Annotated in this window: 13 protein-coding genes; 5 read left to right on the top strand and 8 right to left on the bottom strand. The window is 63.4% G+C overall.

Translation table 11 applies throughout. The features are described from left to right. Position 1: 1 nt before the first annotated feature. Positions 2-508 (bottom strand): Fe-S cluster assembly transcriptional regulator IscR, encoded by a 507-nt coding sequence (iscR, locus tag GH663_RS16520; RefSeq protein WP_153132788.1) that lies wholly within the window; start codon positions 506-508, stop codon positions 2-4. Positions 509-567: 59 nt separating this feature from the next. After that, on the bottom strand, positions 568-1,323 hold the full coding sequence (cysE, locus tag GH663_RS16515; RefSeq protein ID WP_153132787.1) for a serine O-acetyltransferase: 756 nt from the start codon (positions 1,321-1,323) through the stop codon (positions 568-570). A 143-nt stretch (positions 1,324-1,466) separates the two neighbouring features. Between cysE and GH663_RS16510 the strand changes: the two genes are divergently transcribed. Together GH663_RS16510 and GH663_RS16505 are read left to right on the top strand one after the other, a co-directional pair. Next, positions 1,467-3,233 carry a serine hydrolase domain-containing protein gene (locus GH663_RS16510; protein WP_153132786.1) on the top strand — a complete coding sequence of 589 codons (1,767 nt, stop codon included), beginning with the start codon at positions 1,467-1,469 and terminating at the stop codon, positions 3,231-3,233. Between the two features lie 3 nt (positions 3,234-3,236). Next, positions 3,237-3,497, top strand: a complete 261-nt coding sequence (locus tag GH663_RS16505) for a phosphopantetheine-binding protein (RefSeq protein ID WP_153132785.1) — start codon at positions 3,237-3,239, stop codon at positions 3,495-3,497. Here GH663_RS16505 and GH663_RS16500 read toward each other — a convergent pair. Genes GH663_RS16500 through lexA form a run of 4 tightly spaced genes read right to left on the bottom strand, consistent with a single transcriptional unit; the run spans position 3,494 to position 9,311 of the window. Then, positions 3,494-6,574, bottom strand: a complete 3,081-nt coding sequence (locus GH663_RS16500) for an error-prone DNA polymerase (protein ID WP_153132784.1) — start codon at positions 6,572-6,574, stop codon at positions 3,494-3,496. The two genes, GH663_RS16505 and GH663_RS16500, sit on opposite strands and share 4 nt — an antisense overlap. A gap of 16 nt (positions 6,575-6,590) precedes the next feature. Next, positions 6,591-8,063, bottom strand: coding sequence for a Y-family DNA polymerase (locus GH663_RS16495; RefSeq protein ID WP_153132783.1), 1,473 nt, complete (start codon positions 8,061-8,063; stop codon positions 6,591-6,593). Further along, on the bottom strand, positions 7,996-8,709 hold the full coding sequence (gene imuA / locus GH663_RS16490; protein ID WP_246181619.1) for a translesion DNA synthesis-associated protein ImuA: 714 nt from the start codon (positions 8,707-8,709) through the stop codon (positions 7,996-7,998). Before imuA ends, GH663_RS16495 begins: the two co-directional genes overlap by 68 nt. Then, positions 8,706-9,311 (bottom strand): transcriptional repressor LexA, encoded by a 606-nt coding sequence (lexA, locus tag GH663_RS16485; RefSeq protein ID WP_066880288.1) that lies wholly within the window; start codon positions 9,309-9,311, stop codon positions 8,706-8,708. Before lexA ends, imuA begins: the two co-directional genes overlap by 4 nt. A 136-nt stretch (positions 9,312-9,447) precedes the next feature. Here lexA and GH663_RS16480 point away from each other — a divergent pair, with 136 nt between their 5' ends. Continuing rightward, entirely contained in the window at positions 9,448-9,753 is a 306-nt protein-coding gene (locus GH663_RS16480; RefSeq protein ID WP_153132782.1) for a hypothetical protein, read from the top strand. Positions 9,754-9,756: 3 nt separating this feature from the next. Here GH663_RS16480 and dgt read toward each other — a convergent pair whose 3' ends face one another. Together dgt and GH663_RS16470 are read right to left on the bottom strand one after the other, a co-directional pair. Next, a complete protein-coding gene (dgt, locus tag GH663_RS16475) occupies positions 9,757-11,103 on the bottom strand; it encodes a dGTP triphosphohydrolase (protein WP_153132781.1) in 1,347 nt (448 codons plus the stop codon). A gap of 35 nt (positions 11,104-11,138) precedes the next feature. Then, positions 11,139-11,549 carry an acyl-CoA thioesterase gene (locus GH663_RS16470; RefSeq protein ID WP_153132780.1) on the bottom strand — a complete coding sequence of 137 codons (411 nt, stop codon included), beginning with the start codon at positions 11,547-11,549 and terminating at the stop codon, positions 11,139-11,141. A gap of 102 nt (positions 11,550-11,651) precedes the next feature. Here GH663_RS16470 and GH663_RS16465 point away from each other — a divergent pair, with 102 nt between their 5' ends. Both GH663_RS16465 and fabI read left to right on the top strand, forming a co-directional pair. After that, positions 11,652-13,298, top strand: a complete 1,647-nt coding sequence (locus tag GH663_RS16465; protein ID WP_153132779.1) for an electron transfer flavoprotein-ubiquinone oxidoreductase — start codon at positions 11,652-11,654, stop codon at positions 13,296-13,298. A 43-nt stretch (positions 13,299-13,341) separates the two neighbouring features. Next, positions 13,342-14,139: an enoyl-ACP reductase FabI gene (gene fabI / locus GH663_RS16460; RefSeq protein ID WP_153132778.1), complete on the top strand. Its 798-nt coding sequence runs from the start codon at positions 13,342-13,344 to the stop codon at positions 14,137-14,139. Positions 14,140-14,376 lie beyond the last annotated feature (237 nt).

Below are 14,376 nucleotides of genomic sequence, written 5' to 3'. Positions count from 1 at the left end.
ATCAGACGATGGCGGCGGTTTTTTCGCGTGCCGCCTTGGTCCGCGGCTGCGGCCCGAGGCGACGCTTGTCTTCGAGAACGGCGGCCATCTGGCCAAGCGTCTTGACCTTCTGGCGACTGACCAGCTCAGCCAGCGACACCGAAGCCAGGTAGTCGTACATCTTGGAATTCAGCGTGGACCAGAGGTCGTGCGTCATGCAGCGATGTTCGTCATGACAGTTTTCCCGACCGCCGCACTGCGTCGCATCGAGTTGCTCATCGACGGCGCGGATAATGTCGGCCACTGTGACCTGGTTGAGCGGGCGGGCGATGCAGTAACCGCCGCCGGGGCCGCGCACGCTATCGACCAGCTTGTAGCGGCGCAGTTTGCCGAACAGCTGCTCAAGGTAGGAGAGCGATATCTTCTGACGTTCGCTGATGCTGGCCAGCGCCACCGGACCATCCTCGCCGCGCAGGGCAAGGTCGATCATGGCGGTCACGGCAAAACGGCCTTTGGTGGTCAAACGCATTTTTCGATCTCCAGCTAATAACCTAGTGTTCCGGTCAACTATATACAAACCAGACAAAATCAGTCAACTATTTTACTCAGGTATTTCGGATCGAAACGGTCGGCGGCCAGCACCTCGTTATCGCATTTGACGCCTTGCGCGTCGAGTTCGCGGATCAGCGAGGCCAGTCGGCGGTCGGTTTCGGCGGCGTGGTCGAGCAGGCCATGAATGGCCTTGGCCAGCGGGTCATCCTGATCGCGACCGACGGCATAGGCGGAAAAGCCCATTTTCTCGGCCTGCGCTTCGCGCTGCTTGCTCTGCTCGGAATGATCGAGCACCCGCGCCGGGTTGCCGACAGCGGTCGCCCCGGCCGGTATCGGCTTGGTGACCACGGCATTGGAGCCGACCTTGGCACCGGCCGAAATGATGATCGGCCCGAGCACCTTGGCGCCGGCCCCGATGACGACGCCGTTCTCCAGCGTCGGATGTCGCTTGCCCTTGTTCCACGAAGTGCCGCCCAGCGTGACGCCGTGATAGAGCGTCACGTCGTCGCCGATCAGCGCCGTTTCGCCGATCACGACACCCATGCCGTGATCGATGAAGAAACGGCGGCCGATCGTGGCGCCAGGATGAATCTCGATACCGGTGAAGAAACGAGCGACGTGTGCCGTGAAGCGAGCCAGCCAGCGCAGGCGATGGCCCCATAGCCAGTGCGCCAGGCGATGCATGATCAGGGCATGGATACCGGGGTAACAGGTGAGCACCTCCCAGAACGAGCGGGCCGCCGGATCGCGGTCAAAAACCGCACGAATATCCTCACCTAACTGCCGGAACATGAAGCCTAATCTCCCTTTTCAAACGAGGGAGAATTTTAAAATACTCGACTGAATTTGTCAGCTATTTTTCCCCAAGGACGAGCTAGGCATCTGATTTATAATCGGGCGCCCTGCTGTCGCCCACGCCAAAAGCTCTTTTCCCCATGCCCTGCCGCCTTCTTCTCCTTGTTGCCAGCACCGTTATGCTGTTCGGCGGCTGCGCCACCCCGGCACCGGTTTCCGAAGGCAATCCGCGCGGCAGTTACCAGCACACCGAAAAATACCTGTCCTGGCTGGTCGACCGCGAGATGGCGGAAAACGAGATCACCGGCCTCAGCATCGCGCTGGTCGATGATCAGCAAGTGATCTGGCAAAAAGGCTTTGGTTACGCCGATCTGGAAAACGGGATCCGGGCGGCACCGGAAACCATTTACCGGGCCGGCTCGATCGCCAAGCTGTTCACCGCCGCCGCCATCATGCAACTGGCCGAACAGGGCAAGATCGACATCGATCAGCCGCTGACCGCCGCCCTGCCCGAGTTTTCGATCAAGTCGCGCTTTCCGACAGCCGGCCCGGTGACGCCGCGCAATGTGATGACGCACCATTCCGGCCTGCCCTCCAATTTCCTGCGCGGCATGTTCGTGCGCGACCCGGCGCGCTTCGAAAGCGTCGTCGACAGCCTGCGCGACGAGCACCTGACCTTTCCGCCCAACTACGTCTTCTCCTATTCCAACGTCGGCATGGCACTGCTCGGCGCCGCGGTGCAGAAAGTCGGCGGCGCCGCCTTCGACGAGCATATGGAGCGCCAGTTCTTCCGGCCGCTGGGCATGCCGCACAGCAGCTTCACGCCGCGCGCCATCACCAAGGCCTACGACCGGAACAAGGAAATCGAGGTTTTCTCGCTGCGCGACATGCCGGCCGCCAATCTGCTGAGCAATGTGACGGACCTCAGCCAGTTTCTGAAAATGCAGTTTGCCGACGGTAAATCCGGGCCGCAGCAGATTCTGTCCAGCGCCTCGATCGCCGAAATGCTGCGCGTGCAGAACGCCGATTTGCCGCTGACCTTCAATTCCTACGTCGGCCTCGGCTGGATGCTGAGCGGTATCGAAGTACCCGGCGGCGGCCCGGTGGCCAGCCACGGCGGCTCGCTGCCCGATTCGCACAGCATGATGGCGATGCTGCCGGAACACAAACTGGGGGTCGTCGTCCTCTCCAACTCGGTGACTGCCCACTTTGCCGTCAGCAAGATCGCCGGCGAGGCGCTGCGCCTGATGCTCGAAGCCAAGACCGGCATCCGGCAAAGCCCTGCCCCGGTCGTCCGGGCCCGCGAGCGTGCTCCGAGCAGCGCCGAACTGCGCCTGTTCAACGGCCATTTCGACACCATGGTCGGGCTCAGCAAGGTCTCCACCGAGTCCGGCCAGATCGATGTCGAGGCGGTCGGCCACCATTTTCGCCTGGTGCCGCATGAAGACGGCCTGTTCAGCATCAAGTACAAGGTATTCGGCCTGATCCCGGTGCATGTTGGCGCTTTCGACGACATCCGGCTGTCGATTGCCTCGGTCGACGGCCGGCAGATCGTGGTCGGCCGGATCGGCGGCGAATCGCTGATTTTCGGCGAGAAGCTGAATCCGACCAGCATCCCGGAATCCTTCCTGCAGCGCATCGGGCAATACGAGATCATCGGCAAGATCGACGGCCCCTCGCCCGACCACATCGTGCTCAAGGAAGATGACGGCCTGCTCGTCGGCGAGGTGCGCTTTCCGGAAATACCCGAATTGCTGCTGCGCATCGGCTTTCGTCCGGTATCCGACGACGAGGCGGTGACCGACGGCCTGGGCAGCGGCCGCGGCGACACACTGCGCCTGATCCACGAAGACAACGAAGAACGGCTGGGCTTCTCCGGCTACCGGCTACGCAAGAAACTGAACTGAACCATGGAAAATCTGCACCAGGAACTCAAGCTCTTCATCATCGAAACGATGAATCTTGAAGACATCACCCCGGCCGACATCGGCGACGACAGCCTGCTTTTTGCCGAAGACGGCCTCGGCCTCGACTCGATCGACGCCCTCGAACTCGTGCTGGCGCTGAAGAAAAAATACGGCATCGTGCTTGAGGCCAACGACGAACAGGCCCGCCAGCACCTGCGCTCGGTCGCCACGCTGGCCGCCTTGATCGAGGCCCGCCAGGCTTAGTGGAAATCCCGGCTGGAAGTTTCCAGCCGGCCCAGCCAGGCGGACAGATCGACCAGCCGCTTGGCGACCAGATGCACCACCTCGCCCTCCTTCTGCAACTGGCCATAAACGCCGAGCAGCCTGGCGCCGAGCAGTTCGCGGCGCTGCCGGTCGACCAGTTGCGGCTGGACGACGACATTGGTCAGCCCGCTTTCATCCTCCAGCGTCACGAAGACGACACCGGTCGCCGTGCCCGGCCGCTGGCGGCCGACGACGATGCCAGCGACACGGACCAGCGCCCGATGACCGGTGGTCTTCAGTTCGGCCGCCGTGACAAAACGGCGTTCGAACAACTGCGGCCGCAAAAGCGTCAATGGATGCTGGCGCAGCGTCAGGCCGAGGCTGTGGTAATCGGCCACCAGATTTTCACCGGCACCGGGCGCCGGCAATTCGGTATTCGCCTCACGGGCCGGCAAACCGTCGAACAGATCGCCTTGCACGACGGCGGCGCTGGCTTCCCATGCTGCCTGCCGCCGATGACCGGCCAGGCTCTGCAGGGCGTCGGCAGCGGCCAGCAGGTCGAGATCGCGCCGCTGCAGGCCGAGGCGCGCTGCGAGATCGGCGACGCTGGAAAATGGCCTTTTTTGCCGGTCGACCGCCAGACTTTCGGCGACGCGCCGGGAAAATCCACTGATTTCGCGCAGACCGAGGCGTACGGCGCCGCGCTCGTCGATCCGGCTCTCCCAGTCGCTGGCCGTGACGTCCGGCGGCAGCACCTGAACACCGTGGCGCCGGGCGTCCTGGATCAGCATCGACGGTGAGTAGAACCCCATCGGCTGGCTGTTGAGCAGGCCGCACAGGAAGGCCGCCGGGTGGTGGCGCTTGAGCCAGGCCGAAACATAAACCAGCAAGGCGAAACTGCTGGCGTGGCTCTCAGGAAAGCCGTATTCGCCGAAGCCCTGGATCTGCGCGATGATGCGCGTCGCAAAACTGTCCGGCAGCCCGTTGGCGGCCATGCCGGCGCGCAGTTTCTGCTCAAATGGCTCCAGCCCGCCCTTGCGTTTCCAGGCCGCCATCGCCCGCCGCAACTGGTCGGCCTCGCCCGGCGTGAAATTGGCAGCGACGACGGCCAGTTGCATGACCTGTTCCTGAAAGATCGGCACGCCGCAGGTGCGCGCCAGCACGGCATCGACGCCCGGTGAAATTTTCTCGATGCGCTCCAGCCCCTGCCGCCGCTTCAGGTAGGGATGCACCATGTCGCCCTGGATCGGCCCCGGCCGGACCAGCGCCACCTCGACCACGAGGTCGTAAAAATTCTGCGGCCGCAAACGCGGCAGCATCGCCATCTGGGCGCGCGATTCGACCTGGAAAACGCCCATGCTGTCGGCCCGGCAAAGCATGGCGTAGGTCGCCGGGTCCTCGGCCGGGATTTCGTGCATTTTGAGCGGTCGACCGCCGGCATCGCCGACCGTCTGCAACATCCGGCGAATCGCCGTCAGCATGCCGAGGGCCAGGATATCGACCTTCATCAGGCCCATCGCATCGAGATCGTCCTTGTCCCACTGGATGACGCTGCGCTCGGGCATCGCCGCGTTCTCGACCGGTACCAGCCGGGACAGCGGCCCGCGCGAGATGACAAAGCCACCGACGTGCTGCGTCAGATGCCGGGGAAAACCGCGCAGGGCTTCGGCAATCGCCAGCCATTTCTCGACGCGCGGCGCCTGCGGATCGAGGCCCAATTCGGCGAAACGCTCCGGCAATTGCTCGCGCTTGTCCCACCAGGCCAGCGAGGCGGTTAGCGCGTTGATCTGGGCGATACCGAAACCGAGCGCCCGGCCGGCATCGCGCAAAGCGCCCTTGGTCCGGTAGGTGATCAACGCCGCGGCCAGCGCCGCCCGCTCACGCCCGTACTTTTGGTAGATGTACTGGATGACCTCCTCGCGTCGCTCGTGTTCAAAATCGACGTCGATGTCCGGCGGCTCGCCGCGTTCCTTCGAGACGAAACGCTCGAACAGCAAGGCCGAGCGGGCCGGATCGACCTCGGTCACGCCGAGCGCGTAGCAGACGGCCGAATTGGCCGCCGAACCGCGCCCCTGGCAAAGGATGTCCTGGCTACGGGCAAAGCAGACGATGTCGTAGACGGTCAGGAAATAGGCTTCGTAAGCCATCTCGGCGATCAGCGTCAGTTCGTGCTCGATCCGCTCGCGGACGCTGGCCGGGACGCCGGCCGGATAGCGCCGCTGCAGGCCGCGTTCGGTTTCGGCGCGTAGCCACGAGGCCGGGGTTTCGCCGGCCGGGATGATTTCCTCGGGATATTCGTAGCGCAGTTCATCAAGCGAAAACGCGCAGCGCGCGGCGATCTGCACGCTCTCGGCCAGCATTTCCGGCGGGTAGAGGCGCGACAGGCGCAGCCGCGAGCGCAGGTGGCGTTCGCCATTCGGAAAGAGCCGGTAGCCGGCTTCGAAGACCGAGGTTTTCAGGCGCAAGGCGGTCAGCACATCCTGCACCGGCCGCCGGGCGCGGACATGCATATGCACATCGCCAGCCGCCACCAGCGGCAAGTTGCAGGCCGCGCCGAGCGCCTGCAAGGCTTCCAGCTTCGCCGCATCGTCCGGCCCGGCGTGCAGTTCGACCGCCAACCAGGCGCGGCCAGGAAAACGTCGAGCCAGCCAGCGCCCGTCGTCCGCCGACGCATTTTCGTCGGCCACCCAGAGGACAAGGCAATCAGGCAAGGCGCCGCTCGGCGAAATCGCCTCCAGGTCCTTGCCCTGCAGGGTGTAAGTCCCTTTTTCGGCGCGCCGCCGGGCGAGCGTGATCAGCGCCGAGAGATTGCCGTAGCCGTGGCGATTGCAGGCCAGAAAGACGAGCTTCAGGCCATCAAGCATCGTCATTTCGCTGCCGACAATGAATTTCAGGCCAGCCGCCTTGGCCGCCTGATGTGCCCGCACGACGCCGGCCAGCGAACACTCGTCGGTCAGGGCCAGCGCCGCATAGCCCTGCGCCTGCGCCCGCTCGACCAGCTCCTCGGGGTGCGAGGCACCACGCAAAAAGCTGAAGTTGGAAAGGCAGTGCAGCTCGGCGTAATCCGGCAGTTCCATCGTTCCCTCCCGGCGTTCAGGCAAACAGGCCGTGCAGGAACCAGCCTTCCGCATCGCGGAAAATCCAGGCCCACTGGCCCTGCGCATTGCGGGCGACGAAATAGTCGCGCCTGACATCGCCCGCCGTCGCCGCCGGCACCGCACCGGCCTGCATTTCGCCCTGCATTTCACCCTCATCCCACCAGCCGCTTTCCAGCCGCTCGGCCCGCGACAGCAATTTCAACGGCCCATGCCAGTGCGGGCCGTCCGCCCGTTCGGCCAGGGGCTGCGGCGCCGGCAGCAGCCAGAGCGGACGTGCGGCCTGGAGTCCGGCGGTCGACACCGCCGAAACGGCAAAATCCGCCAGCGCCGCCTGCCGACGCGTCGCGCATTCCGGCCGGTAATCAGGCGCGGCGCCCAGCACCTGAACGGCGCCCGGCCCCAGGCGGGCCTGCAGGCGCTCAAGGCAAACCAGCGCGCCCTCCCCGGCCACGGCCTGATCGAACAAAGGGGCGCTGGCGCCGGGCTTGGCCACCACCTCGTCCGCCACCAGCTGCATCGCCTCGACCGGCGCCGCCAGTTGCCAACGCCCCAGATGTTCGCGCAGCAGGCGGGCAAAACGCCCCTCGTCGGCCGCCGGCTCGGCAAAGCGCAACGGCAAGGCGCTGCTTGAGCCATCGTCGTGCGTCAAATGCAAGGCGCAGGCCCGGACCAGCAACTGCCGCCCCTGCAGCCAACCGGCCAGCGCCGCGAACAGGCGCTGCCCGGCAAAGGCGAGCGCCTCGGCATGCTCGACCCGGGCCGGCAACTCGATCTTCTGACTGAAGGCCTCCGGAAAAACGAAAGGCTTTTGCGGATGCGGCAATTCGCCCCAGGCCCGGAGCAGATCATCCAGCGGCGCATTGCCAAGCCGCCGGCGCAGGCCGGCCGCCGGCAAGGCACGCAGATCCCCCAGTCGCTGCAGGCCGAAGGCATCGAGCCGGGCCTGCACCTCGGCCGGCCAGCCGGCAACCGCACAAGGCAAAAGAGCCAGTGCGCGCTGCATCTCGGCCGGCTCGGCGCACAAACTGGCCGCCCCGGCTCGCGCCAGCCAGAGCGCGGCAAGCGGCGTCGGTGCCGTGGCCCAGGACAGGGAATAGGACTGCGCCCGGCAGCCAGCCTGCACCGCCTCGACAATCGCCGGCAGGCCGCCGAAAAGCCGCAGGCAACCGCCGATTTCAAGGAGCAAGGCATCCGGTGGCAACAGGCTGACCGTCGGCGTAAAGCGGCCGGCCCAGCAGGCCAGGCTTTCCAGCGCCGTGCTTTCAGCGGCGGCATCGCGCTCGAAAACCGCCAGCCCCGGCTGCAAACCCAATGCCGTCGACAGTTTCTGGCCGGGTGCGACGCCGGCAGCGGCCGCCGCTGCATCGCCGCACACCACCCGCCCGCGACTGACCAGTGCGCTAGGCGACTGCCGCAAGGGCAGCGCTTCGAGCGGCAGCAGTGGAAAGTGCAGGGCCAGCCAGAGCACGAACGGATCTCCCAGGGCGAGGTAAGGACAAATGAAGCGGCTGCGCCGCCGGTCGGCCACGCCGCTTGAGAATGCGCACCGACAGGCTGTTTTCAGCCGCCGCCATTTCGAGCCGCAAGGGGGCCGGCGATGGCGAGGCGGCGGCTGCGGTCGACCGCCACAAACAGGCAAAAACCGGCCGCCCCTCCGCCGCCACCTGCAGACGGCGCAGTGCCCGGGCATCGATGCCGGCCTCCGGCCAGGCCAGCACGCCGGCAAAACCGCCACAGGCCAGCAGCTGTTCGACCGACCAGGCCGTTTGCTTGCCCGCCGGCAAAACGACCAGCCTTTCGAGCGCTACCCCGGCCGCCGCCCAGGCCGGAGCATGCGGCAGCCAGGGCGGCGCGACCAAGGCCAGCCAGCCACCGGCGGTCGACAGACTAGCCAGGGCCGGCAGCAACAAGCTCATTTCGCCGAAACCGCTGCGGTCGACGAGAATTTCGGTCAGGTTTCCCCGCGGCCAGCCGCCGCCCGGCAACTCGGCATCGAGTTCGGGGTGGCCGCTCGGAATCGCGTTTTCCGGCAGGGAGGCCAGCGTATCGCCGCGCCAGACATCACCTCTGGCCAGCACGTCAGCCAAAGCGGTCGGCAACGGCATGGCGCTCATGACAAGGTGCTGATCGCCCCGCGAATCAGGCCGACCGCAATGCCTTCGATGGCAAAGTCGACCTCTTCCGGATGAACGATGATCGGCTGGAAATCCGGATTCTCGGCAATCAGATGAATCTCGCCCTTGCTGCGCTGCAGGCGCTTGACCGTGACCTCTTCATCGAGGCGGGCGACGACGATCTGCCCGTCGCGAGCCTGCGTCGTTTTGTGCACGGCGAGCAGATCGCCATCGCAAATGCCGGCATTGATCATCGACAGGCCGCGCACCTTGAGCAGGAAATCGGCCCGCGGGCTGAACAGGCCGGCATCCAGCGCATAGCGCCCCTGCACGTTTTCGACGGCGAGAATCGGCGAACCGGCGGCGACCATGCCGATCAGCGGCAAGCCGAGTTGTTCGACCAGCCTGATACCGCGTGCCGAGCCCGGCTCGAGCACGATGGCGCCCTTCTTGGCCAGCGCCTTGAGGTGATCTTCGGCCGCATTGGGCGAAGCAAAGCCAAAGGCACTGGAAATTTCCATGCGCGTCGGCGGCGCACCGAGCACCTCCAGGGTGCTTTTGATGAAGTCGAGAATTTCCTGCTGACGTGGCGTGAGTTTCATGGCCTGCTCCGCTAAAAACCATTGACTGTATTTTTGTACAGTATTGGCTTTTTGGCAAGTGGAGATTGCTCGTTGAGGCCGGAAACCGCTTGCGGCAAACTGCTACCATCACGGCCTGCACCAAGGAGTACCGACCATGAAGCTACAACACATCCCGCTCGGCGGCCGCTTCGAATTCGAAGGCAAGGTCTTCGTCAAAACCGGGCCGCTGACGGCCTCTTCCGAACAAGGCGGCCAGTGCATGATTCCGCGCTACGCCCACCTCAAGCCGCTCGACCTGCCGGTGACGGAAGACAAACCCGGGCTCCGCCGCAAGCTGGACGAGAAAGCCGTCAAGGCCGCCTTCAACGACTTCTACGGGACCTGCAGCGCCCTGCTCGGCGAGTCTGCCCGGCCGGAACTGGAAGCCGCCCGCCAGCGTTTCCTGGCGGCACTCAAGTAAGCCTCAGGTCGGGAGGTCGAAGCCCTTCAGCTTGCGGAACATATCAATGGCGTAGGAGTCGGTCATCCCGGCCACGAAATCGGCGACCTGCAGCAGGCGGATATAGGGATCGGGGTCCGGCTCACCGCCATGGCCGAGGAATTGCGTCGGCAACAGCTTGAGCAACATGCGGTCGCGGGTGGTGAAGCGGCCATGCCCGGCCCGGGCTTCGACGGCATTACTGAACAGTCCGAGCAAGGCGCCCAGCACTTCAAAGCCCGCCGTCTCGATCTCCAGCGCCGGCCGCGCCGTGTAGATCGTTTCCTTGGCCAGGCGAAGCACAGCCTGCAACGGGATGGCGATTGGCGACTGCTCGAGCAGTTCCTCATCGAACTCACCATTCAGGATGGCATCCTCGTTTTCAAGGAAGACCGAGGCCGCACTTTCCAGCAGGCGGCCAATGGCCTTGGCGCGCAGGTATTCGAGGCGCTCCTTCGGATCGTGCAGACGCTCCAGTCGTCCGCCATTCACCGTGCTGCCGGCCAGGTCGGCGAGCAGCAATTCGGCATCCTTGTAGGGCACGAAGCCGAGCTTGGCCGCATCTTCGAGATCGACAATCAGATAACAGGTGTCGTCCGCCACCTCGACCAGGAAGGCCAGCGGGTGGCGCCGCCAGACCGTACCCCGAATTCGCTCGATCAGGCCGGTCGACCGCGCGACTTGCTGAAAAGCGGCAGCATCCTGCTGAAAGAAACCAAACTTCTTGGCACTCTTGCCATCAAGCTCGTCCGTACCGATATCAGACGGCCGCGGATACTTGGTGAAGGTCGCCAGCACCGCGCTGGTCAGCTGCAAGCCCGGGTTGGCCGGGCTTTGCAGGCGCGTCACGATGCGAAAGCCTTGGGCGTTGCCTTCGTAACGCTCGAAGTCGGCACGCTGCGCCGGCGTGAATTGATGCCGTTCCAGCAAATCGGAGGTGCGGAACCACTCGCGAATGGCATCCTCACCGGCGTGACCGAAAGGCGGATTGCCAATGTCGTGTGCCAGACAGGCGGCCGCGACAATCGCCCCGAAATCGCCCGACTCGACGTGCTGCAAGCCATGCCGGGCAATGATCTCGCGCCCGACCACGGCGCCGAGCGAGCGTCCGACGCAACTCGTCTCCAGGCTGTGGGTCAGGCGGGTGCGCACGTAATCGCTCTTCGAGAGCGGGAAAACCTGCGTCTTGTCCTTCATGCGGCGGAAGGCGGAGGTAAAGACGATGCGGTCGTAATCCTGCTGAAAAGCCGTGCGCTCCGGCGTTCCCGGCGCCTTGCCGGCGCCCAGGCGGTCGGCCGACAACAGCTTTTCCCAGATTTTTCGTTTGCCCATGCTATTCAGAAGTCGCTATGCAATGGGCCGCGAGTTTACTCCGCTTCCAGTGCCGCCCGCACATGATCCGGCAAGGGCACCGATTTTCCGCTCTGCGTATTCATCCAGACCACCTTGGCCGCACCCTCGGCGTAAATCCGCTCGTCACCTTCGATACGCATTTCAACATGCGTCTGCACGCTGGAACGCCCGGGATGGCCCACGTAGGTCCGCACCTCGACCATGCCCGGATAAGTCATCGGGATCAGGAAGGTGCAAGCGGCATTGATGATCACCGGCCCATCGCCACCCGGCCGCACCGGAACCTTCATCTCCTCGATCCACTCGACCCGGGCTTGCTCCATGTAGCGAAAGTAAACCGTATTATTGACATGGCCATAGGCATCCATGTCGCCCCAGCGAATAGGCATCTTTGTTACGTGGATAAGTTTCTTTTTGTGTTCCATGTCTTTGAAATTCAAGAGGGGTTGATCAATGCGTTTCCATACTGTACCGTATTGTTTACAACGTAACAACCAACCAAATACAAACTAAATACAGGAGACATCATGGAACGCGAAGCCATGGAATTCGACGTCGTCATCGTTGGCGGCGGACCGGCCGGTCTGGCCTCAGCGATCCGGCTGAAACAGCAGGCGGCAGAAAAAGGCACGGACCTCTCGGTGTGCCTGATCGAGAAAGGCGCCGAAATCGGCGCGCATATTTTATCAGGCGCCGTCATGGACCCACGCGCCCTGAGCGAACTGCTCCCGAACTGGAAGGCGGACGGCGCGCCGCTGAATGCTCCAGTTTCCGAAGACCGTTTCTTCATCCTCTCCGAAGACGGCGCCACCAAAATTCCCAACAGCCTGCTGCCTAAGTGCTTTCACAACGAAGGCAACTATGTCATTTCGCTCGGCAACGTTTGCCGCTGGCTGGGCGAACAGGCCGAAGCCCTCGGCGTCGAAATCTACCCGGGCTTTGCAGGCTCCGAAGTGCTGTTCAACGAACAGGGCGCCGTCAAAGGCGTCGCCACCGGCGACATGGGCCGCCTGCATGATGGCTCGGAAGGTCCGAATTTCCAAAGGGGCATGGAACTGCATGGCAAATACACCTTCTTCGCCGAAGGCTGCCGCGGCCATCTCGGCAAGCAACTGCAAGCCCAGTTCAACCTGAACGAAGGAGTCGATCCGCAAACCTACGGCATCGGTCTCAAGGAACTCTGGGAAATCGACCCGGCCAAGCACCAGCTCGGCCTGGTCGTCCATAGCGGCGGCTGGCCAATGGATTCCGCCACCTACGGCGGAGGCTTTCTCTACCATCTCGAAAACAATCAGGTCGCCGTCGGCTTCGTCGTTGGTCTCGGCTACAGCAATCCGCACCTTGCCCCGTTTGAGGAATTCCAGCGCTTCAAGACGCATCCGGAAATCCGCAAATTCCTCGAAGGCGGCAAACGCATCGCCTACGGCGCCCGCGCCCTGACCGCTGGCGGCCTCCAGTCGCTGCCCAAACTGACCTTCCCGGGTGGCGTGCTGGTCGGCGACGATGCCGGCTTCCTCAACGCCGCCCGCATCAAGGGCTCGCACTGCGCCATCAAGTCCGGCATGCTGGCTGCGGAAGCCTGCTTCGAAGCGCTGGTCGGCGAACGCCAGCACGATGAATTGACCGCCTACCCCGAAGCCTTCAAACAAAGCTGGCTCTACGATGAACTGCACCAGGCACGCAACTTCAAGCCGTGGATGAGCAAGGGCCTGAAACTCGGCTCGATCATGTTCGGCATCGACCAGATCGTCTTTGGCGGCAAGGCACCATGGACCCTGCACAACACCACGCCCGACCACGCCAAGCTGAAACTGGCCGCCGAATGTTCACCGATCAGCTACCCCAAGCCGGATGGCGTACTCACCTTCGACCGCCTGTCCTCCGTTTTCCTATCGAGCACCAACCACGAGGAAGACCAGCCCTGCCACCTGCAGTTGAAGGATGCGACAGTACCGATCACCGTCAATCTGGCGCAATACGACGCCCCGGAACAGCGCTTCTGCCCGGCTGGCGTTTATGAAATCCTGCGTGACGAAAGTGGCCAAAACCCCCGTTTGCAGATCAACGCCCAGAATTGCGTGCACTGCAAGACCTGCGATATCAAGGATCCAACACAAAATATCAACTGGGTCGTGCCACAAGGCGGTGAAGGGCCAACCTATCCGAACATGTGATGCTTTATAATCTCAAGGCTAAACCCCAAAGGGAGAACAACACATGGGCTTTCTCGCCGACAAGAAAATTCTGATCACCGGTCTGCTTTCCAAGCACTCCATTGCCTACGGCATCGCCAAGGCCTGCCACCGTGAAGGCGCTCAACTCGCCTTCACCTACCAGAACGAGCGCTTCGAAGACCGCATCAAGAAATTTGCAGCCGAATTTGGCAGCAACATCACCATCCCGGTCGACGTCAGCAGCGACGAACAAATCGACAACCTGTTCGTCGAACTGGGCAAACACTGGGACGGTCTCGACGGCTTGGTGCACTCCATTGCCTACGCGCCGACCGAAGCCATCGAAGGTGACTTCCTGAACGGTATCACCCGCGACGCCTTCCGCATCGCCCACGAAATCTCTTCATACAGCTACCCGGCGCTGGTCAAGGCCGCCCGCCCGATGATGCAGGGCCGCAAGAGCGCAGCGCTCGCCCTCTCCTACCTCGGTGCCGAGCGGACCATGCCGAACTACAACACCATGGGTCTGGCCAAGGCCAGCCTGGAAGCGGCAACCCGCTACCTAGCCTTCTGCCTCGGCCCTGAAGGCATCCGTGCCAACGCCATCTCGGCCGGCCCGATCAAGACGCTGGCCGCTTCCGGCATCGGCAACTTCGGCAAACTGCTCGCCTATAACTCGCACAATGCTCCATTGCGCCGTAACGTGACCATTGAAGAAGTCGGCAATGCCGCTGCCTTCATGCTCTCCGATCTGGCAAGCGGGATCACCGGTGAAATCATGTACGTCGATGGCGGCATGAATACCGTCGCCCTGGGCAACGCCGACCCACTCCCCGCCTAACAGCATTACCTGCGCTCAGCACGCAAAAACGCCGGCCAGGCTTAAAACCTGGCCGGCGTTTTTATTTCTGACCATTCGGATAATCTTGCCAAGGCGGTGCTATACATTTTGCTTAGCTGAAAAGCCGAAAGCCCCGTCTGCTGTTGCAGAAGGGGCTTTTGGGAATGGGAGCCTGGCGGTGACCTACTTTCGCGAGCGGAAGCTCACTATCATCGGCGCTCATCTGTTTCACGGTCC

This window comes from Dechloromonas hortensis, assembly GCF_009469765.1.
Taxonomy (GTDB): domain Bacteria; phylum Pseudomonadota; class Gammaproteobacteria; order Burkholderiales; family Rhodocyclaceae; genus Azonexus; species Azonexus hortensis.
Note: the sequence above shows the minus strand (reverse complement) of the source record. Positions and strands in the feature narration are given on the sequence as shown.

Coding starts and splice junctions, on each gene's coding strand:
- iscR (WP_153132788.1), bottom strand. CDS start 508: ATGCGTTTGACCACCAAAGGCCGTTTTGCCGTGACCGCCATGATCGAC.
- GH663_RS16510 (WP_153132786.1), top strand. CDS start 1,467: ATGCCCTGCCGCCTTCTTCTCCTTGTTGCCAGCACCGTTATGCTGTTC.
- GH663_RS16505 (WP_153132785.1), top strand. CDS start 3,237: ATGGAAAATCTGCACCAGGAACTCAAGCTCTTCATCATCGAAACGATG.
- GH663_RS16480 (WP_153132782.1), top strand. CDS start 9,448: ATGAAGCTACAACACATCCCGCTCGGCGGCCGCTTCGAATTCGAAGGC.
- GH663_RS16465 (WP_153132779.1), top strand. CDS start 11,652: ATGGAACGCGAAGCCATGGAATTCGACGTCGTCATCGTTGGCGGCGGA.
- imuA (WP_246181619.1), bottom strand. CDS start 8,709: ATGAGCGCCATGCCGTTGCCGACCGCTTTGGCTGACGTGCTGGCCAGA.
- dgt (WP_153132781.1), bottom strand. CDS start 11,103: ATGGGCAAACGAAAAATCTGGGAAAAGCTGTTGTCGGCCGACCGCCTG.
- fabI (WP_153132778.1), top strand. CDS start 13,342: ATGGGCTTTCTCGCCGACAAGAAAATTCTGATCACCGGTCTGCTTTCC.
- GH663_RS16500 (WP_153132784.1), bottom strand. CDS start 6,574: ATGGAACTGCCGGATTACGCCGAGCTGCACTGCCTTTCCAACTTCAGC.
- GH663_RS16470 (WP_153132780.1), bottom strand. CDS start 11,549: ATGGAACACAAAAAGAAACTTATCCACGTAACAAAGATGCCTATTCGC.
- lexA (WP_066880288.1), bottom strand. CDS start 9,311: ATGAAACTCACGCCACGTCAGCAGGAAATTCTCGACTTCATCAAAAGC.
- cysE (WP_153132787.1), bottom strand. CDS start 1,323: ATGTTCCGGCAGTTAGGTGAGGATATTCGTGCGGTTTTTGACCGCGAT.